15 protein-coding genes are annotated in these 19,031 nt (G+C 72.1%); 2 read left to right on the top strand and 13 right to left on the bottom strand.

Annotated features, from left to right (window positions below):
* Window positions 1-7: 7 nt before the first annotated feature.
* Window positions 8-1,909, bottom strand: coding sequence for a glycosyltransferase family 2 protein (locus G8D98_RS14525; protein ID WP_338088794.1), 1,902 nt, complete (start codon window positions 1,907-1,909; stop codon window positions 8-10).
* Window positions 1,910-2,093: 184 nt separating this feature from the next.
* Here G8D98_RS14525 and G8D98_RS14530 point away from each other — a divergent pair, with 184 nt between their 5' ends.
* Window positions 2,094-3,158: a glycoside hydrolase family 26 protein gene (locus G8D98_RS14530; RefSeq protein ID WP_166104935.1), complete on the top strand. Its 1,065-nt coding sequence runs from the start codon at window positions 2,094-2,096 to the stop codon at window positions 3,156-3,158.
* Here the strand turns inward: G8D98_RS14530 and G8D98_RS14535 are convergent.
* Window positions 3,094-3,960, bottom strand: coding sequence for a sulfotransferase family protein (locus G8D98_RS14535; RefSeq protein WP_166104937.1), 867 nt, complete (start codon window positions 3,958-3,960; stop codon window positions 3,094-3,096). The genes G8D98_RS14530 and G8D98_RS14535 overlap by 65 nt on opposite strands.
* Before the next feature lie 553 nt (window positions 3,961-4,513).
* Between G8D98_RS14535 and G8D98_RS14540 the strand changes: the two genes are divergently transcribed.
* Entirely contained in the window at window positions 4,514-5,416 is a 903-nt protein-coding gene (locus tag G8D98_RS14540; protein ID WP_166104939.1) for a glycosyl hydrolase, read from the top strand.
* Window positions 5,417-5,473: 57 nt separating this feature from the next.
* Here G8D98_RS14540 and G8D98_RS14545 read toward each other — a convergent pair whose 3' ends face one another.
* The 11 genes from G8D98_RS14545 to G8D98_RS14595 all read right to left on the bottom strand — a co-directional run bounded on the left by G8D98_RS14545 (window position 5,474) and on the right by G8D98_RS14595 (window position 18,962).
* Window positions 5,474-6,409, bottom strand: coding sequence for a beta-1,6-N-acetylglucosaminyltransferase (locus G8D98_RS14545; RefSeq protein WP_166104941.1), 936 nt, complete (start codon window positions 6,407-6,409; stop codon window positions 5,474-5,476).
* A gap of 1 nt (window position 6,410) precedes the next feature.
* Complete coding sequence (locus G8D98_RS14550; RefSeq protein ID WP_166104943.1) at window positions 6,411-7,967, bottom strand: oligosaccharide flippase family protein; 1,557 nt, start codon at window positions 7,965-7,967, stop codon at window positions 6,411-6,413.
* Complete coding sequence (locus G8D98_RS14555) at window positions 7,960-8,982, bottom strand: hypothetical protein (protein WP_166104945.1); 1,023 nt, start codon at window positions 8,980-8,982, stop codon at window positions 7,960-7,962. Before G8D98_RS14555 ends, G8D98_RS14550 begins: the two co-directional genes overlap by 8 nt.
* A 267-nt stretch (window positions 8,983-9,249) precedes the next feature.
* Window positions 9,250-10,872 (bottom strand): tyrosine-protein kinase domain-containing protein, encoded by a 1,623-nt coding sequence (locus G8D98_RS14560; RefSeq protein ID WP_166104947.1) that lies wholly within the window; start codon window positions 10,870-10,872, stop codon window positions 9,250-9,252.
* On the bottom strand, window positions 10,869-13,367 hold the full coding sequence (locus G8D98_RS14565) for a hypothetical protein (protein WP_166104949.1): 2,499 nt from the start codon (window positions 13,365-13,367) through the stop codon (window positions 10,869-10,871). Before G8D98_RS14565 ends, G8D98_RS14560 begins: the two co-directional genes overlap by 4 nt.
* An 83-nt stretch (window positions 13,368-13,450) precedes the next feature.
* Window positions 13,451-13,999: a glycosyltransferase gene (locus G8D98_RS14570; RefSeq protein WP_166104951.1), complete on the bottom strand. Its 549-nt coding sequence runs from the start codon at window positions 13,997-13,999 to the stop codon at window positions 13,451-13,453.
* Window positions 13,996-14,502, bottom strand: coding sequence for a PssD/Cps14F family polysaccharide biosynthesis glycosyltransferase (pssD, locus tag G8D98_RS14575; RefSeq protein WP_166104954.1), 507 nt, complete (start codon window positions 14,500-14,502; stop codon window positions 13,996-13,998). Before pssD ends, G8D98_RS14570 begins: the two co-directional genes overlap by 4 nt.
* Window positions 14,495-15,439 (bottom strand): sulfotransferase, encoded by a 945-nt coding sequence (locus tag G8D98_RS14580; RefSeq protein ID WP_166104955.1) that lies wholly within the window; start codon window positions 15,437-15,439, stop codon window positions 14,495-14,497. Before G8D98_RS14580 ends, pssD begins: the two co-directional genes overlap by 8 nt.
* The gene (locus tag G8D98_RS14585; RefSeq protein ID WP_166104958.1) at window positions 15,432-16,379 is read right to left on the bottom strand and encodes a sulfotransferase family protein; all 948 of its coding nucleotides are present in this window, start codon (window positions 16,377-16,379) and stop codon (window positions 15,432-15,434) included. Before G8D98_RS14585 ends, G8D98_RS14580 begins: the two co-directional genes overlap by 8 nt.
* A complete protein-coding gene (locus G8D98_RS14590; protein ID WP_166104962.1) occupies window positions 16,376-17,311 on the bottom strand; it encodes a sulfotransferase family protein in 936 nt (311 codons plus the stop codon). The genes G8D98_RS14585 and G8D98_RS14590 overlap by 4 nt, the downstream gene beginning before the upstream one ends.
* A gap of 121 nt (window positions 17,312-17,432) precedes the next feature.
* A complete protein-coding gene (locus G8D98_RS14595) occupies window positions 17,433-18,962 on the bottom strand; it encodes a sugar transferase (protein ID WP_166104965.1) in 1,530 nt (509 codons plus the stop codon).
* Window positions 18,963-19,031: the final 69 nt, after the last annotated feature.

Here is a 19,031-nt window from a genome sequence, read left to right on the forward strand (position 1 = left end):
CTCCGTCCTAGCTCAGACCGCGCCCGAAGCGGCGCGCCAGGCTCAGTAGCCGGCCGGGGTCGACCCCCGTGACGATGTGCCCGTAGGCCAGGGCCACGTGCGGCGTCACGGGCCAGGTGAGCAGGCCGCGGGTCGCGTGCCGCACGGCATCGCGCCGCCGGCCCATCGTCGACTCGACGAACGCCATCTGCCCGAGCACGCGCGCGTACCCCCGCCGGGAGCTCTCGATCTCCGGATGGCGCTCGACGAAGGCCGTCAGGGCGTCGAGGGTGTTGCGCGAGCGTCCCTGGTACCACGACTGCACGCGCTTGTTGATGTCGGCCAGAGGCTCGGTGACGCACCCCACGGGCGCCACCCGGGCGGCCCGCAGGATGAGGTCGTAGTCCTCGCCGTACCCGTGCGGCAGAGACTCGTCGTAGCCGTCGACGGCGTCGAGCACCTCGCGCCGCACGAGGAGGGTCGAGGAGTGCAGCTCCTTGACCCGGTTGCGCAGGAGGCGCTCGAGAGGGAAGCGCTCGGCACGCGCGGGCCACTCGGCGACGGAGCCACCGGGCATCATGAGGCGGATACCCGAGCCAACGACGCCGAGATCGGGGTCCTCGGCGAGGCGGGTGACCTGCCGGGTGAGCTTCGTCGGGTGCCAGACGTCGTCGTCGTCACAGCTCGCGACCAACGGCGCGTCCGTGAGCTCGAGACCCGTGTTGCGTGCCCCGGCCAGACCGGCACGACGCCGGTTGGACGTGACGGCCACCCGGCGGCCCGGCGTGCCGAGCGACGTGAGCGTGGGGTCCTCGGCCTCCTGGTCGTGCACGACGAGGATCTCCAGCTCACCCGGGTAGTCCTGGGCGACCGCCGCCCGAACCGTGTCACGGACCAGATCGGGGCGCCCGCGGGTGGGGACGATGACGGAGACCCGCGGCCAGGTGCCGAGGACGAACCGCGACCAGGTGAGGGTGGGCGCCGTCGGCGCCGGTGACGAGCCGCGGGCGAAGCGCCGAGCCGGGGCCGTGAGCAGAGAGACACCCACCCGGTCGGCCACGGGCATCTCCGTACGCCAGGCCTCGTCGAGCCGTAGCGGGACCGTGCCGGCTGTGAAGCGAGAGGGGTTGCCCGCGACCCCGTGGCTCGCCGGGAGCTCGGCGCTGCCCGGGTGCAGATGGCGGAGGTCCTCGGGAGTGGTCGCCACGCCGGCGGCAGAGAGCGCAGCCGCCAGCGAGCCTGCGGGCTCGCGCACGAAGTCCTCGTAGGCCAGACGGCCCGTGGGGACGCCACACCACCGGACGAGCCCGACCTGCGCCTGGGTGGCCGACCAGCGCGCGGCCGTGCTGAGCGTCGGGCGCCGCACCATGGGTGCCCCGTCGCGGTCCTGCGGGCGGGAGACCACCTTGGCCTGGCTGTGGGCGACACCGTGCGGGTCGCGCACGACGTGCAGGAGGCGGACGTCGAGCCCGGCGACGGCCAGGGCGAGCGCCTGGACCGGCCATTTGCTGGCGTCGACGACGAGGTCGGCTTCCGCGACGTCGGCCGCGGCCCGGTAGACCTCGGCGAAACCGCGCCCGTACTCCATCAGCTCCTGTGGTGGCGGGGTCTCGCGGCGGGCGACGGCGAGCAGCGCCGGCATCCGGCGCTGCCGGACCAGGTGGGCCTGGATGCGCTCCATGCGGGCGAACGCCTCGGGGTCGTGGAGCGCCGGCACCCGTTGCGTCACGGCGGTCCAGAACGGGCACTCGCTGAGTGGCCGCCCACAGCCACAGCGTTCGTCGGCACGCACCGCTCCGCGGAACAGGTCGACGGCCTCTCCCACGGTGCACGCTCCGGCGCGAGCGGCGACGGCTCGTTCCACCAGTGTGGTCCCGGAGCGGCTCGAGCCGGCGACATAGATCACCGTCGGAGCACCCTCGTACCTCATCCGTCCTCCCTGCGATCTGGACCGGTACAGGGGCCAGCCTAGGGGTCATCGCGGGTTCCGTTGGCCGGATCACCGATCTTGGACGCCGGCGTCGCCTGTGGGCCCGCCCGAGCACACCCGTACCATGGAGGACCCAGGACGGCCGCTGGCGCGGCCGTCGACTCGTCCCGGCGCAGGGGGATGGATGGCACGACCGAGGTGGCGCACGGCCGCCACCGCGTTCCTCGGGCTCATCGCCGTCCTCGGGGGATGCACCACGCCGTCCGGGCAGGTCGACTCCTCGCCCGGCCCCTCCCGGCCCGCCCCGACGGTCACGGCGAGCAGATGCCTCGGGCCGAAGGCGGTCCCGTCGTGCGAGGTCCTCTGGGGCGTGGCCACCCGACCGCCGACCCTTCAGGCCGTCGAGGCCATCGAGACGGAGGTGGGCCGTCAGTTCCAGATCGTCTATCGCTACCACGACCTCGCCGGTGAGCTCCCGGACGAGGCCGAACAGCAGGTCGTGCAGCGCGGTACGTTGCTGCACGTCGCCATCGCCTCGCGGATCTTCGGCAGCGGCTCGGTGCCCTACGCCGACGTCGCGGCGGGTCGCTACGACGAGGTGCTACGCCGGCACGCCGAGGGGATCGCCGAGCTCGGCGTGCCGGTCTACGTGACCTTCGAGCAGGAGGGCAACCAGCGCGACAAGCTCGACGTCCGTGGGACGGCTCAGGAGTTCGTCGCGGCATGGCGGCACGTGCACGACGTCTTCCAGCAGGCGGGCGCCGACAACGCGGTATGGGTATGGGTCATGACGGGCAACGCCCGCAACCTCGAGCGCGCCGGCTCCCTCTGGCCGGGGAACGACGTGGTCGACTGGATCTCGTGGAACATCTACAACCAGTCCGGTTGCCGTGGCGAGAAACCGGTGGTCTCGAAGTACGAGTCGTTCCGGACCGGCATCGCGACCTTCTACGACTGGGTGACGACCGAGGGGGCCGCCCAGGGCATCGACGCCACCAAGCCGATGATGATCAGCGAGGCGGGGTCGGCGCAGTACCCCGACGCACCCGAGGAGAGCGCGCGCTGGTACGCCCAGATCCCGGATGCGCTCAGGCACTACCCGCAGGTCAAGGCGGTGACGTTGTGGGCCAGCGGTGGGGGCGGCCCCAACCACTGCAGCTACCGGTTCCAGGACAACGACGTCATCACCCAGGGTGTGGCGAAGGCCGGGCGGAAGCTGGCGGCTCTGGAGGTGCCGACCAGCGGGTGACCGGTGGCTCCAGCGCCGAGAGGTCCTCGAGCGAGTAGCCCAGGCGCGCCAGCCGGCCCGCGAAGCGGCTCTCGATGACCCGCCGCTGCCACCGCAGCCACGGCGCTCCGGTGCGGTACTCCTCCCATCGGCGCTCGTACGCCGAGCTGTGGCCCGCTCGGATGGCGTCGGTGGGAAAGGGAGACTCCAGCCCCAGGACGTCACCGACCCGACCGAGGACCGTGGCGGGGTCGGTCACGAGCTCCTCGTAGCGCAGCACCACGAGGCGGCGTAGCGCCGGCGAGTCCTCCTCGAAGATCTCGTACGCGCGCAGGCTGTGCTCGACCAGCTGGGCCAAGGTGCGGGTTCGGGCCCACTTCTTCGTCGAGAGGGCCACGACGACGGGATGTCGGATGACGACCACGTGCGCCGCATCCGGGAACAGGGCCTGCAGGAAGCGCGTCATGAGCAGGTTCGGTGGGGACTTCTCGACGAGCAGCGGGGAGGAGAGATCCCAGTACGGGGCCCAGGCGGCCAGCAGACGTTCGGCACTGTCCTGCGAGACGAGGGGGGAGGACTCGGTCAGGTGGGCCATCCGCCGCCGCGCGAAGCGCCCGGCCCCCCCGTGGGTACGCGCGGGAGGGTAGACGTCCTGCAGGTGCTGGCCCTCGTCCTCCTTGGCCTGGGTGTCCTCGAGCCCGGAGATGTCGGGGTGCTCGGACAGGGCGCGGGCCAATGCGGTGGTCCCACTGCGGTGCAGCCCCCCGACGAACACCAGGCGAGCGGACGCGACCGCGTCGGCGCCCCCGAGGGGTCCCCCCACGTCTGCGGCCTCCACGGGCCCGGAAGTATCCACCTGCTCGCCTCTCATCCCTGCCCGGGCCCTGCGCCCGTCGCACATGCCGGCCGAGATACCGGGCGGCGGCTCGACGCAGTGGCCGGGCCGGCGACGCGCCGTCCGTGGCTCCAGCGTAAGGGGCCCCAGGGCCGCCCGTCGTCGAATGACGCAGGACACTTGGGCGCCGAGATACCCCCGTCGGGCGCCCTCGACCGCTATGCTCCCGCGAGTTTGGTTCCCGTTTCGCCGGTGTCCACCCTGCACACATGGCCACCGGCGGGGGCGGTCGCCGAATGCGATGTCATCACCCCCTCTGTCGAAAGTTCTCATCATGAGATTTGTGATGCCCCCTCCCCGTCCCCCTGCCCCTCCGCCGGGGCGCCGCTGGGCCTTCCGGCTCGGCGCCGTCGCCTGCGCGGCCGTCTGCGCCGCCCTTCCCACACCCGCCGGCGCCGGTCCCCTGACGCACCGCGCGCCGTCTTCGGCCACAGTCACGGCTGGCACCGCGACGGCGGCCTCCGCCACCCAGAGCTGCAGCGTGTCGGCCACGCTCGTCCCCTCCTGCGGCGCCTGGTGGGGCGTCTCCACGCCGACCGGCACCGACGGTGTTGCCGCGTTCGAACGGATGACCGGCGCCCGGACGGACATCTACCACGGCTACCACCGGATCGGCCAGATGTTCCCGACGAGCTCCGAGATCGCCCTGGCCAACGACCCCACAGGCCACAGGTACCTGCTGCTCAGCCTCATGCCGACGACCCGACACACCTGGGCCCAGGTCGCAGCCGGTGCAGAGGACGCCTACCTCAACCGCCTGGCACGCCACATCCGCTCGACGTACAACAAGCCGTTCTTCCTCACCATCCACCACGAGCCCGAGAACGACGTCGTGGCCAGGGCGGGCTCGGGGATGCAGGCCAAGGACTTCCGCGCCATGTTCCGGCACGTGGTCCACCGGCTGCGTAACCGCGGCGTGGACAACGCGGTGTTCGTCGTGAACTTCCAGGGGACCCAGAAGTTCCACCTCGAGAAGTGGTGGCCGACGATGTACCCCGGCGACGACGTGGTCGACTGGATCGCCTGGGACTCCTACTCCTGCGTCAAGCCGAAGAACGGCCCGTGCCGGGACTTCGCCGGGATGATGAACGTGCGCTTCTCCAAGCGCTCCCCGTGGCCGGGCATGTACAACTACATGTCCTCCCACCACGGCAACAAGCCGTTCATGGTCGCGGAGTTCGGTGTGTACAACACGCACGACAAGCGCAAGGCGGCCGTCATCCGTTCGGCCCTGTCGCAGGCGTCGTCGTTCCCCAAGGTCAAGGCAATCGCGTACTGGAACTCCGGGACGCGACGACTGGCCCGGGTGACACCGGGAAGCACCGCGGCCACCGCGCTGTCGCGGTGGGCCAGCTCGAGCCTCTTCCGCCAACAGGTTCCCTGACCGGACGCCACGACCGTGGACGGGCCCGCGACCTCCCGGTCGCGGGCCCGTCCACGTCTAGCCTCCCGACTCGTCCCAGCCGTTGGCACGGTCCAGCGCGTCGAGCACCGCGGAGTCCACTGCGGGGTCGAACTTGCGCGCGAACCACGCCGTCGACGCGGTCATCCGCGGCAGGTCCTGCGTCGTCAGCACCTTGGGGTGGTTGCCCATGCCGAGGGAGAAGTCGAAGTAGCGGCGCGCCTCGGGGCGGATGGTGAACCGCCCGGCGTTGCCGAGCACGGTCTGCACGTACACCTCGTCCGGTGCCAGACTCCCGCGCAGGTAGGCGGCCAGCTGCGGCGAGGAGTGCGTGTAGTCCGCGACATAGGCGGCCGCCTCCCGGCTCACAGCGCCCCAGAACGACCCGCCGTAGCACCGGAAGTCCTCGGTGAACATCGAGCGTCGCCGCACCCCCACCGCACCGAAGGACGGGCTGACCCGGACCACGGGCTGGACGAGGTTGACCGCCCCGAGCGGACGCAGCCGGCGCTGCCAGCGCTGGGTCATCCGGGTGGTCCGCCAGTGCCGGAAGTCGTATCTCGTCACCCCTCGTGCCCGTGGCCACTTGCTCTCCGGGCCGAAGACGTCGAAGAAGCCGATCCACGCGTCGGCCTGGCCCGCCGCGAGCTCCGCCTCCCAGACCCGCGCCGGACGCAGGGGGTAGTCCTGGCCCGAGATGTTGACGAACCAGTCGAAGGGGTCGTCGCGGTCGAGCAGCCAGTCGACGCTCTCGAGGTAGCGGTCCACGTGGCTGAAGTCCCCATAGCCCCCCGAGCTGGGCAACAGGACCGCCTCTCCGCCGGCCTCGAGGTCACGCTGGGCCAGTGGCTCACCACCGGTCTGGTGACTCACGAGCACGATGGTCTCGCCGTCGCTTCCGCGCCGGATGCGGTCGACGAGGCGCAGGATCTGGCGGGGGTCCTTGTGCGTCTGGAGGTGGTAGGCGATCCGCATCTCACTGCTCCCCGGTCTCGGTGGCCGACCCGGAGCGGGTCGGGCGGCGGCGACGGATCACGAGGAGCGAGCGCAGGTGGAGGGTGTGGCGGAACCGCCAGAGCAACGCGCCGTAGGCCAGGGACCCCAGGGCCGCGCCGGTGACGGTCGTCGCGACTCCCGACCCGAGCAGCCCACGGGTCACCAGGGGAACCACGCCGAAGCTGAGAACGGCCACACCCGCCACCACGCCGGTCGCCAAGCCGAACGGGTGGATGCGCCGGCGGATCCCCAGCAGGGTCACCGCGAAGACGTTCTGGGTGACGATCGAGCTCGCCCAGCCGATCGCCGCGCCGAGGACACCTAGCCGCGGGATGAGCAGCACGTCGAGGCCGAACTGCGTCACGGCCGCGAGGAGGACGTAACCGAGGTTCCACGAGCTGCGCCCCGCCATGTTGATGACCATGTCGACCATCCCGCACCCGGTCGCCACGAGCATCGCCAGGGAGAGCAGGGCGAGCAGCCCCGCTCCCTCCGCGTACCCGGAGCCGAACACCGACAGCAGCGGCGCTCCGACGGTCGCGAACAACAGGTAGATCGGCCAGGTGGCGACCATGAGCCACGCCGTGGACAGACCGTAGATGTCCAGCACGTCCCGCCGGACGCCGCGGGCGAGCGCCTCGGCGAGACGCGGCTGGGCAGCGGTGAGGATGGCCCGGTTGCCCAGCTGTCCGAGGACGAGGAAGCGCGTCGACGCCGCGTACACCGCCGCGGGGCCCGCGCCGGCCAGTGCCGCGACGAGCACGATGTCGAACCGCTGCATGGCCGTCTGTGCCACGTTGGCGATGGCACGCGGCCAGGTGAAGCGCCAGAACTCACCCATGACGGGGCGAGGCTCGTGCACGACCGGACCCGCGGCCTCGATCCGCCGAGAGAGCAGCACCCGCCCCCCGGCCGCGCCGACGACGAAGGAGACCGCCCAGGCCGCCGGCAGCAGAGGGGTCGCGTGGAAGGCCAGGACGAGGGCGACCAGGACGAGCTGCAGAACCGGCCGGACCACCTGCTCGACGAGCACCGTCGGCCTCATGGTCCCGAGCCCCCGAGAGGCCGACAGGTTGAGCGTCTTGAGGCTTGCGAACGGGATGAACACACCGAGCACCCGCAAGAAGGTGGTGCCGAGGTCCACGTGACCCGGGGTGCTCCAGGCCGCGATCCACGGCGCCGCGACGACCACCACCGCACCGGCGAGGAAGGCAGCAGTCATGGCCGGGATCCGGGCGGCCCGGATGTAAGGGCGCAACAGCTCCGGCTGGGAGAGCGTACGGGCCCGGCTGAGGAAGTACACCAGCCCCGTCGGCGTTCCCAGCTGGCCCACCGAGACGGCGAGCAGGAAGAGGGAGGAGACCGAGAAGAACACCCCGGCCTGGGTCTGCGGGAGGGCGCGGGTGATGAGGACGGCGACCCCGAAGTTGGCCACGGCCGAGACGATGGCCCCGCCGAAGTTGGCCACACTGCCGCGCCCCAGCCGGCCGATGGAACGCTGGGACTCGGCCGAGAGGCCCGTGGCCGCGTCAGCCATGCAGTGCCTCCTCGCGCAGCGGCCCGGCGAGCGCCGGCAGCAGCCACGAGCCCAGGTCGGAGAGCGCCCCGCCGGCCTCGGCCTGCCGGTCGACGCAGTAGCGGGTGCCGATCTCGATGAGGTACAGCCGGGCGAGCAGCCGGCGAGACGCCTGCAGGGACGATGCCGCCAGCGTGACGTCCTGCTCGAGCAACGAGCGGGCGGCAGCCAGGGGTGGCGTCCCTTTCCGGACGATCTCGGACTGGAGGGTGTAGTGCACCGCGTCGAAGCCTGCGGGCACGCCCGACTTCACGCGCTCGAGGTCCCACAGGAGCAGGTCGTCGCCGTCGCGTCCCATGTTCCACGGGGTCCAGTCCCCGTGCCAGCTCCCGAGTGTCAGGGGGACGTCGCCCGCGGCGGTGACGACCCGCTCGAGCTCGGCGCCCAGTGCACCGGGCACATAGGCGCGGTGCTTGCGCAGGCGGCGCCGGAGGCGCTCGAGGTAGGGGCTGGACCGCAGCGGGGTGGTGGCGAGCCCCGCAGAGCCGGCGAAGGCCGCGAACCGGGGGATCAGCTCCTCCGGGGCCCACGACTGGTCGCCGGTGGGTCGCAGCGCGCCCTGGACCAGGACGTGGCTCCCGTTCCACTCACCGCTCGCAAGGAGCTCCGGCGTCCGCAGGCCGGGGATGGACCGCGCGGCGATCCGGCCGAGGGCCTTGGTCTCGGCCTTGACCAAGCGCTGCGTCAGGGGGTTGATGCCCACCTTGGCGTACCCGAGAACGCCCCCGTCCGCGTCGAGCAGGACGAGGACCGGCTTGTTGTTGGCGCGCGGCGCAGTCTTCTTCACCCCGACCAGCGGGCGGCTGCCCAGCTGTTCCTCGAGCCAGTCCACCAGGGGCGCCGAGCCCGGCTCCGGGCTCGGCGTCACGACCAGCCGCCACGGGAGAACCCACGTCCCGAGGGTCCTGACCACCGTGGACATCGCCTTGAGCCGCTGGCGGCTGCGCCGGTTGCTTCCCGTCGCGAGGGCGGTCAACGCGGAAGCGGCCGCAGCCGAGGAGGCCGGCACCAACGCGGCCGGGCGCCTCGCGGATGGCAGCGCGAGGAGCACGGTCGCCCCCGGCTGGGACGGTGACCGGGCCAGGAAGCGAGCCCGCACGTTCCCCTGCGGCCAGAGGATCCGGACGACCTCGACCGGCCACGCCTCGGTCGGCAGGCCGACCTCGTCGTCCTGGTCCTCGGTCGCCAGGCTCGTCGCGGTGACATCGGCGGTGTGGTTCTCGATGACGGGGCCCTCGTGCGGTCAGGTGTGGTCGGCAGACCCGACGGTAGTCGCATCCGGCTGCGGCGCGACAGCACCGTCCGAGGTCCGGAGGCCACGGATCCGTCGCCGCGCCGGGGCCGCGGAAGGAACCACCACAACGCCCAACAGGGTGCTGCGCAGCTCGGCGGCTCGCTCGGCCGTGACCTGGAGGTCGCGGTGGCTCGTGCGCCCCTCCTCGACGACCGCGACGAGCGAGTCGGCGGCGAGGACCACCCCGCTGCCTTCCGCGCTCGGCACCGACGCGGCCGCCAGGACCACGAGGTCGTACCGGCGGACCAGCGAGGCGATGACCGCTCCCATCGACTCGCTGTAGTACAGGTCGCGCGCCCGGTCGACGTTGCGGCCCGCGGCCACGACGTCGACGCCGCTCACGCCTCCGAGCCGCGTCACCTCGATGTCGTCGGCATCGGGGGCGGCGTGGCCGAGGAGGTCGGCAAACCCGACGGCCGAGCGCATGCCGAGCTCTGCCCCGACACCGTCCTGGCTCCCGGACGCGTCGACGAGCACCACGGAGTACCCGGCCCGGGCCAGGGAGAGTGCGAGGTTCGCCGCGACGTCGCCCGCGCTCGTCTGCGGGGTGCAACCCGCCACGGCGACCACGCGGCCCCGACGCTGCGGCTCTGCGAGCAGGGCGGCGCGGGCCAGCCGGTAGCTCTCGGCCACGGCCGCGTCGTCCTCCCCCGCGACCTCCCGGGCTCCCGGGGCCGTAGCGGGCACGGTCGCGAGGACCGGGACGGTGTCGAGCGTGTGGCCCGTGACCGCGCGCACGCGGTCATCCCGCCGGCTGCGCAGCAGCGCCCACGCGACGCCGAGCGCCAGACCGATGACGAGGGCAAGCACCGGCAGAGCCAGCCGCATGAGGTTGCGCTGGACCGAGCCGGAGGTCGCCGGTAGGACGACCGAGCCCGGCCGGATGTCTGTCGCCTGCGCGGTCGCGATGCTGTTCTGGATGGTCGCCAGGCGCCCCGCGTAGAGCTGGACCTGCGCGTTCGCGTCCGGCTGCGCGTCGGTCACGGCGGCCGCCTTGCCCGCGGCCGCGAGGCTCTTCTGGACCGACTCCTCCTGCTTCTTGAGGTTGTCGATCTCGGTGGTCGTCACGGACGTGCTCTGCTCCTCGCGGTAGGCGAGGTACTCCTCGGCGAACCGCTGCGCCTCCGCCTGCGCGGTTGCGGGGTCCTCGCTCCGGACCGTGATGGCGACCAGCTGGGTGTTCGCCGGGACGTCCGCGGAGACCGAGCGCAACGCGTCGGCGGCGCTCTCCCCGGTCGCCTCCGCGACCCGGTCCGCGATCACGGGGGAGTCCACCAGCGCAGCCTCGGTGACCATTGCCACGGTGACCCGCTGGCTGCTCGAGGTGGCGTCCGGCGAGAGCGGGTTGCCCACGGTCGGGCGAATGAGCACCTTGGCTTCGGAGGTGTACACGTCGTGCGAGCGCTGCGTCAGGGCGAAGCCCAGGGCGCCGAACACCACGCCGAGCACGAGGATGACGATCGCGTGCCGACGCAAGGCGTCGCGGACGAGGTCGGTGCGCTCGTCGGTGTGAGGAAGGCCGTCCATGGGATCTCTTTCGTCGGTGGTGGTGAGGGTGGGTCGGTGGGTCATCGGGCGTTCCGGGGTCGCAGGAGCCGACGCAGGGACCGCCGAGGTCGGCGCACATGGATCACGCCCAGCACGCGCACTCCGGCTCCCTCCGTGCGGCGGGCCACGCCCAGCACGTCCTTGGTGCGCGAGCGCGGGTCGGCAACCAGGACCGCCCCCGGGACGAACCCCTTCTCCTCTCGCGCGAGGAGGCCGAGGGCGTTCTCGCGGTGCGAGAGGATCGCGTCGACCGTTCGAGACGCGGCGCGGGCCGGTCGGCTCGCGCCGGCCAGCAGACTGGTCGTCGCACCATGGGCAGCGGCCGCGTGCGCCGCTGAGTACAGGGCAGCACTCTGCGGGTCGTCGGCCGCCGCGAGCAGCGGCAGGCCCGTCAGCGGGGTCACCCGGGTCGCGCGGCTGAGCCGCAGGGAGCGCAGGTCGCGGGCCAGGGCGAGGCCGAGGCCGGCCAGGAGGCCGACCAGCGCGCCGCTGACGGCGTCGATGTAGATGCGGCTGTCGTCGGTGCGGGTGAAGGGTCCGCGCAGGACCTCGCCCGGGTCGACGGACTGGTTCTCGACGGCATAGAGGGCGGCCGAGAGCTCACCGAGCTCGCCCGACTGCTCCTCCATGTCCGCACGAAGCAACCGCGTGTCGACCGGCTGTCCGGTATAGGCGGCCCGGGACTCGAGCTCCGAGATGACGTAGTGGGACCGGGTGACCCCCTGCCGCGCGGCGTCCGCTCGACGCTCCAGCGACACCTCCGCAGCGGAACGTTCGGCCTCGAGACGGTCCCGACGCTGGTCCAGGAAGGCGCTCGCGGCGGCCTCGGCACCGGCGACGGCGTCACGAGAGCTCCATGCCCGGTAGGTCAGCTGGAGAACCCGGGAGTTGGCGGTCGCGGTGACCCTCAGGTCCTTCCCGTCGACCTGGTGCCCCACAGCACCGGCGACGGCCTCGAGGACTGGTCCGGACACCAGGTACTGGGCCTCGCTGTCGATGGTGAGCTCCGCTGCCTCCGAGTTCACGCTCGACTCCTCTGGGAGCACGACCGAGATCGTCGAGCTCACCGGGAGGCCCCCGGAGGCGAGGAGCAGCAGCCCTGCAGCGCAACCGATCACCGGCGCGAGGGCCAGAATGACGACATTGCGTCGCACGAGCGCCGCGTAGCCGGCCATCGTCGGCCAGATGCTCCGCAGGCTCCCGCCCATGCGCTCCGTGAGGCTCGAGGTCGCGCCCATCTCCTCGCGCCAGATGAAGGCGACGCCGGCCATGATCGCGAAGAGCCCGGGCCCGTTGACGTTGTAGACGACCGAGGTGACCGCATGCGCAACGAGAGTTGCCAGACCCGCCGTCGCGTATGGCGAGCGTTGTCGCATCCCCCGCACGGCGGCGCCGGCCATGAACGCCCCGTAGAGCAACAGTCCGCCGGCACCGGTCGTGAAGAGCAGCAGCCACGTCTGGCCCTGCGTCCCCAGCGAGGGCGGACTGCACTTCGGGCACTGGGCGGTGGCCCCGCCGGCGATCGAGTTGAAGTTCCCCTGCACCTGCCTGGTGGTGCCGAAGCCCGCCACCGGGGAACCCGACATCACGCTCTCGAACGTCAACGTCCCGAGGTCGGTGCGGCCCTCGTTGCTGTGCTGGTGGTCCCAGCGGGCCGCGATCGTCTCCCCGAGCGGGGTGGCCACGATGCCGACGCCGAGCACCGCGACGGACAGGACGAGGGCCGCCAGTACGCGGACGCGTCCCATGACGGCATACCGCACCGCGACGACGACCACCATCCCGATGAGCGCACCCCACAGGCCCCGGTTGAGCGACTGGACGACCGGGAACATCGCCGCGGCGAGGAACGCCACGGCGACGAGGCGACGGCGGCGGCTTCCGTTGGTCCAGGAGACGACGAAGAAGGGCATGAAGGTCGCCAGGGCCAGGCCCCAGGTGTTGGTGTAGCTGAACGGCGCGCTCGGCCGAGCCTCCTGGTAGCCGAGGACCCGCTGGTACTGCGCGAGGCTGGGGTGCACCATCCCGTTGACGAACGTGTTGGAGGTGAGGGCGTGCGGCAGGACGAGCTCCGCCAGGGAGGGGAAGTCGACCTTCGGGAAGAGAGCACCCGCGAACCCGCCGATGACGATCCACACGAACATCCAGCCGAAGTACCGCGCGACGCGTGACAGGGGCAGCTGCTCGCGCAGGTTGCCGATGTACAGCAGGATGATCGTCGCGGAGACGTACCACATCGCCCGGAGGGCCCACACGCCGTAGCGGCCGGTGCTCTCGCCCGGCACCGCGCCGGGGGCATCGACCTGGAGCAGGAGCAGCCCGCCCACCGTCCACCCGAGGAAGAGCAGCCAGAACCCGAAGCCCCGCGGGACGAGGATGCGATGGCGGCGCAGGACGGCGGCGAGCATGAACGCGGACAGGACAGGGACGGCAGCCTGGGAGACGCCGAGGATCCACCACAGCGGGTAGCCGATGAACAGCCAGGCCAGCGGCCACCCCGGGGGGAAGAGCCAGCCCACCACACGAGACCCCCCGCCTCCGGCCCTGCGCACAGCCGGACGCGGCGCCGCGGTCGCCGTCCGGGGAAGGGGCGCAACCACACTCATCGCAGGACCTGCTCGGCCTCGGCGCCCCGGTGCCGGGGCAGTGCGGCGACGAGCTCGGCGAAGTGACTGACCGACGCGGCGATGGCAACGTCGTCGGCGCTGGGGTCGACGCGCACCGACGACACGTCCTCGAGCACGGCGCTCAGCCGCGCGGTGAACTCCGAGGCGTCCTCGGTGTCGACGAGGATGACCTCTCCGATCTCACCGAGGAAGCGCGCGAAGGCCCGCTGGTGGTCGTCGACGTGCTCACCCAGGCGCGCATGCCGGGGCGCGACGACCGGCTTGATCCCGTGCCGGCGGCTCTCGGTGATGCCCGTCGGTCCCCCCTGGGTCACGATGACGTCCACCTCGTCCATGAGGCGCGTCAGCTCGCTGTGCTGCAGGTAGGCGGCACCGCTGGCATGCCGCGGCGCTGCCGACGTCCCGTACTGGACGAAGACGTCGACATCGGGTCGCTGTGCTGCGAAGGCGTCGACCCAGCGCACCAGGCGGTCGTAGGGGTGGTGGTCGGACCCGACGGACACCAGGACACGGCGGGTGGTCACAGGAGCCTCCCGAGGACGGTGCCCTTGGGGTAGAGCCGAAGCTGTGCCTCCCACTGCACGAGGAACGAGGTCGTGAACGGACCGACGAGGCGGCCCGTGAGAGTACGGCTGTTCACCCGGTCGAGCACCTCGATGTAGACGGTGGGGATCCCGAGGAGGCGACCCAGGACGAAGAACGGCACGGCGACGCCCGCACCGCTCGAGACCAGCAGGTCGGGCCGGACCCGCCGGAGGGTGCGCCACGCGAGGACGGCGTTGCGCAGGAGGTTGGGGACGTTGCGCGTCGTCGGATGGTGTGCGAAGACCACCGACTCGTCCTGGAGCCGGCTCACGGCGTCCGGCTGGTCGAAGGTAACCCAGGTGCGCCTCTGGTGGCGGTACCACGGCTGCAGCGCCAGGAGCTGGGCGAGGTGGCCTCCGTTGGAGCACACGAAGAGCACGTTGCGCGCCGGTGCGCCCGGCCCGGCCAGCGGCGGCCGCTCGCGGACGTCGGGCTCACTCATAGCCGTACCTCCTGCGCATCGGCCAGGTGCCGACGGCGACGAGCCGGCGACGTGCCGAGGGCATCTCCCGCCGCCACCTCTCGTCGAGGCGAAGCGCCATCGGACCGTCGTGGAAGCGGATTCGTCCACCGGCGACCGTATGGTGGGGCCGGACGCTCAGGCCGTCCGGGCCGAGGAAGCCCAGCGTGTCCGGGCCCACGGGCGTGTCGGTCAGGGCAGCCACCGCCTGCGCGGCCCGATGCGGGTCGACGACGAGATCCTCGTAGCGCAGGGTCGTCATCGGGACGCCGAGCCGGCCCAGACTCTCGATCATCGAGTGCACCGTCATCCATCGGCGGGTGACGAGCCGGGCCGAGCGCCTCTTGAGGTGTGAGTTGGCGCCCGCGCCCTCGGGCAGGGCGACCTCCTTGCTCCAGGACTGCACGACACCGCGGGGGTCGCGCACGATGTGCGCCACCCGCAGGTCGATACCGGGCGCGGTGCGCAGGGCGTAGGCGAGAGAGGGGCGCTTGCTCGAGTCGACGACGACTCGGCAGCCGGAGACCGCGGCGACCGCCCGGTACAGGCGCGTGAGAGTGTCCTGGTAGGCGGCCAGGTCCTCACGGAAGCCGGGCTTGAGCGACGGTGCGAGCAACAGCGGGAGGTAGGCGGAGCGGTCCACCCGAGCGACGAGCCGCTTCATGGCGGGCAGGTCGACCTGGTCCCAGCCACCGAACGCCTCCTCGCCGACCGACTGCCAGAACTCGCACTGGTGGAAGGGACGCCCGCACCCGCACAGCCGGTCCCGCTCCACGCCGGTGAGCCAGACGTAGAAGAGCTCGCCGACCGCGACGTGTTCGGGCAGCTGCCCGATCATGAGGTCGAGGAGGGTCGTCCCTCCGCGGGGCATGCCGCCGATGTACAGCACCGTCACCTCGGTGGGCACCTGGTCAGCCATGCGCCGCCACCTCCTCCTGTCGCGCGTCGAGGTAGCCGTACCGCCACAGGCCGGGAACGGCCACCGTCGAGACGATCCGGCGCTGGAGGGGCGGCAGCTCCGTGCGCCACGCCTGGTCCAGCCGCAGGCGCTGCGGCCCGCTCGCCGAGCGGACCGGGTTCCCCCACACGTTGTGGTCCATCGGCAGGTCGACGACCTCGCCGTCGATGAAAGCGAGCTGCTCGGGCGAGTTCGGCAGCTCGAGGAAGCGTGCGATCCGTGCCAGCTCGCCAGCCGCGTCGGTCACGAGGTCCTCGTAGCGGACGACGACCCGTGGCAGCCCCCGATGGCCGAGCAGCTCGGTCATCATGTTGAAGGTCTCCCACCGCAGCGCCGTGCGCACCGGCGCCGAGCGGGCCATCGCCCCGTCGGCGTCGGAGCGCTGGACCACCCGGGTCCAGGAGTAGGCCACGCCGCGGGCGTCTCGCACGAGATGGACGACGCGCGCGTCGACCCCCTGGGCACGCCCCATGAGGAAGCCCGTGGAGGGCACCTTCGAGGAGTCGACGACAAGCCGGGCGCCGCTGACCTCGGCCACAGCCCGGTAGATCGCCGAGACCAGGCCGGCGTACTCGTCGGCTGCGCGCGCGAAGGCACTCGACCCGCCGACCGCGAGCGCAGGTACCGACCGCACCCGGTCCACGTGGCGCCTGAGATCCAGGGCGTGCTGGGCCAGGTTGGTCTCCCAGCCACCGAAGGCCTTCTCCCCCACCGGCACCCACAGGGGGCATTCGGAGAAGGGCTGACCGCACCCACATGCGGCATTGCGGAGCACGCCGCGGTCCCAGATGTTGCGCAGCTCGCCGACGGAGCACACGTCGGGCAGCCCGTGAAGCATCCGCGCCAGGAGCGTGCTGCCGCTGCGGCCGTGGCCCCCGATGAACGCCACCTGCACCGTCATCGGTCCACCCCCGAGCGACCCAGGTACCCGTACCGCACGAGCCCGGGTGCCGCCGCCGTGGTGATGGCGCGCCGCTGGGAACGGGGCATCGCACGACGCCACTCCTGGTCCAGGCGCAGCTGGATGGCACCCCCCTGCAGCCGCATGGGGTTGCCCGTGACCTCGTGACCGCGGGCGAGCGTGACGGTGTCCGCCTCGAGAAAACCGAGCCCGGGCTCGGCCGGCAGCAGACCCTCCCCGACGAAGCCGAGGACGTCCCGCAACCGGGTCTCCGGTGCGGCCACGAGGTCCTCGTAGCGCAGCAGCAGCCGCGGCTCCCCGAGCAGCCCGAGCCCCTCGACGAGAGCGTTGAAGGCCGTCCACTCCAGGGCGGTGCGCCGGTGGCTGAGCCGTGTCATGAGCGCGCCGTCACGGTCGGCGCGCGGCACCTTCTTGGCCCAGGAGTAGGCGACGCCGTGGACGTCGCGGACGAGGTGGACCACGCGCAGGTCGACCTGCGGGATGCGGCGCAGGAGGTACCCCGTCGACGGCGTCTTGCTCGTGTCGACGACGACGCGCGCCCCGCTCGCCCGGGCGATCCCGCGGTGGACGGCGGAGTACATCTGTGCGTACTCCCGCTCCGCGCGCGCATAGCCCGGGAAAGCACCCGGGGCGAGGAGCTTCGGGACGTAGCGGTTGCGGTCCACGAGCTTGCGCAGCGCCAGGCCCCGCTCGGCGACGTCGGTGGTCCACCCCCCGAACGCCTCCTGACCGACGGCCTGCCAGAAGTCGCACCGCGAGAAGGGCTCGCCGCAGCTGCAGATCCAGTCCCGCAGGACCCCCTGTTCCCAGACATAGCAGACCTCGCCCGCCGAGAAGACCCCGTCGACGGACCCGAGAAGCCGACCGAGCAGCGTGCTCCCGCTGCGTCCGTGCCCACCGATGAACGCCACTCTCATCGGGGTACCGGCCTCCGGCACGTTCAGCGCGGGGACCTGCGTCGTGGCCGCGGCGCAGCCCGCGGGCTGCGTCTCGGGGGACAGGTGTCGTGTCGTCGTCGCTCGCTCCACGGCGTCAGTACGCTCCCCGCCCACGGGCGACGGCTTGGACCGTGCGCAGGAGGATCTGACCGTCGAGCGCGAGCGACCAGTTGTCGACGTACCAGAGGTCGAGCCGCACCGAGTCGAACCACGACAGGTCGCTGCGGCCGGAGACCTGCCACAAGCCGGTCATGCCCGGACGGACCCGCAGGCGGCGGACGGCGTCACTCTCGTAGCGGTCGACCTCCTCGCGCAGGGGAGGGCGCGGGCCGACGAGCGACATCTCCCCACGGACGACGTTGAGCAGCTGGGGCAGCTCGTCGAGGGAGAACCGGCGCAGGACGCCGCCGATGCGGGTCACTCGCGGGTCACGCCGCAGCTTGAAGAGCACCCCGTTACCGTCGCTCTCGGCTTCCAGCCCGGGGACCTGACGGTCGGCGTCGACGACCATGGTGCGGAACTTGAACATCGAGAACACGCGCCCGGCCTCCCCCACCCGGTCCTGGCGGAAGAGGGCCGGACCGGGAGAGTCGCGGCGCACGAGGAAGGCGATGGCGAGCAGGACCGGGCCGAGCAGCGCCAGAGCCGTGACGCCGATGACCCGGTCGGCCAGCAGCTTGAGGTTGTAGCGCCATCCGCTCTGCACGGGCCGCTCGACGTGCAGCATCGGCAGCCCGGCGGCGCGGCGCATCGTCAGTCGGGGCCCGGCGACCTCGACGACGCCCGGGGCGACGAGGAGGTCGATGTCGCGCTGCTCGAGCGCCCACCCGAGCCGTCGCAGCGCATGACCCGACATCGTCGGGCTGCTCGCGACGGCGACCGCCGCGACGTCGAGCTGGTCGACGATGTGGAGGGTGTCCGCCTCCACGCCGAGGACCGGAACGCCGGCATGCTCCTCTGCGGCGAGCGAGGGGTCGCTGGGGTCGGTGACGCAGATGCCGGTGACCCGCATCCCGGTGGTCCGCGGGTCGGCCTCGATGCGGTGTGCGACATCCAACGCGGCGCGGGCGTCCCCGACGACGACGGTCGGACGCAGGTGCAGCCCCGCGGACCGCGAGGCGGCCAGCCGGTGGCGCAGGACGAAGCGCCCCGCCAGTGTCGTCGCCGTCATGGTGGGGACGGTGAGCAGGAGGATCCCGCGGGAGAACTCCAGCTGGAGGGCGAACGAGGCGAACGCCACGAGCGCGACCAGGCCGAGGGCCGAGCGCGTCACGGCCCGGTACTCCTCGCTGCCGGCGCCGACGAACCGCGTCGCGTAGGCACCGTTCTTCGCGAGGAGCGCGATCCACGCGAGGGCGGCGACGACGAGGGTGAGGCGCGCCGACTCGGCGGACCCGCCGAAGAGGTTCTCCGCACCGACGAGCGCATTGCGGCCGACAAGACCGGTGAGCGCTCCTGCCGCGGCCGCAGCGGCGTCGACTGCGACCGCCGAGCGGCGGTGGACGCGCTCCCAGGCCGTCAGCGCTGGACGGACCCGGGCATGGCCGTACGTGGCCAGATCGATGTGCGCGAGACCGGGGGCGGAGACCCACGGGTGCACACCAGTGTTCTGAGCGATGCTCATCGAACCGTCGACCCCTGCAAATCGATGGTGTTCGAAGAGTGACGATGACTCGGCCCCTGCTACCGGTCC

The organism is Phycicoccus endophyticus (genome assembly GCF_011326735.1).
Taxonomy (GTDB): domain Bacteria; phylum Actinomycetota; class Actinomycetes; order Actinomycetales; family Dermatophilaceae; genus Phycicoccus; species Phycicoccus endophyticus.

Bases quoted from the DNA above. Each gene is read 5' to 3' on its own strand.
- G8D98_RS14525 (WP_338088794.1), bottom strand. From the start codon at position 1,909: ATGAGGTACGAGGGTGCTCCGACGGTGATCTATGTCGCCGGCTCGAGC.
- G8D98_RS14530 (WP_166104935.1), top strand. From the start codon at position 2,094: ATGGCACGACCGAGGTGGCGCACGGCCGCCACCGCGTTCCTCGGGCTC.
- G8D98_RS14545 (WP_166104941.1), bottom strand. From the start codon at position 6,409: ATGCGGATCGCCTACCACCTCCAGACGCACAAGGACCCCCGCCAGATC.
- G8D98_RS14550 (WP_166104943.1), bottom strand. From the start codon at position 7,967: ATGGCTGACGCGGCCACGGGCCTCTCGGCCGAGTCCCAGCGTTCCATC.
- G8D98_RS14560 (WP_166104947.1), bottom strand. From the start codon at position 10,872: ATGACCCACCGACCCACCCTCACCACCACCGACGAAAGAGATCCCATG.
- pssD (WP_166104954.1), bottom strand. From the start codon at position 14,502: ATGAGTGAGCCCGACGTCCGCGAGCGGCCGCCGCTGGCCGGGCCGGGC.
- G8D98_RS14580 (WP_166104955.1), bottom strand. From the start codon at position 15,439: ATGGCTGACCAGGTGCCCACCGAGGTGACGGTGCTGTACATCGGCGGC.
- G8D98_RS14585 (WP_166104958.1), bottom strand. From the start codon at position 16,379: ATGACGGTGCAGGTGGCGTTCATCGGGGGCCACGGCCGCAGCGGCAGC.
- G8D98_RS14595 (WP_166104965.1), bottom strand. From the start codon at position 18,962: ATGAGCATCGCTCAGAACACTGGTGTGCACCCGTGGGTCTCCGCCCCC.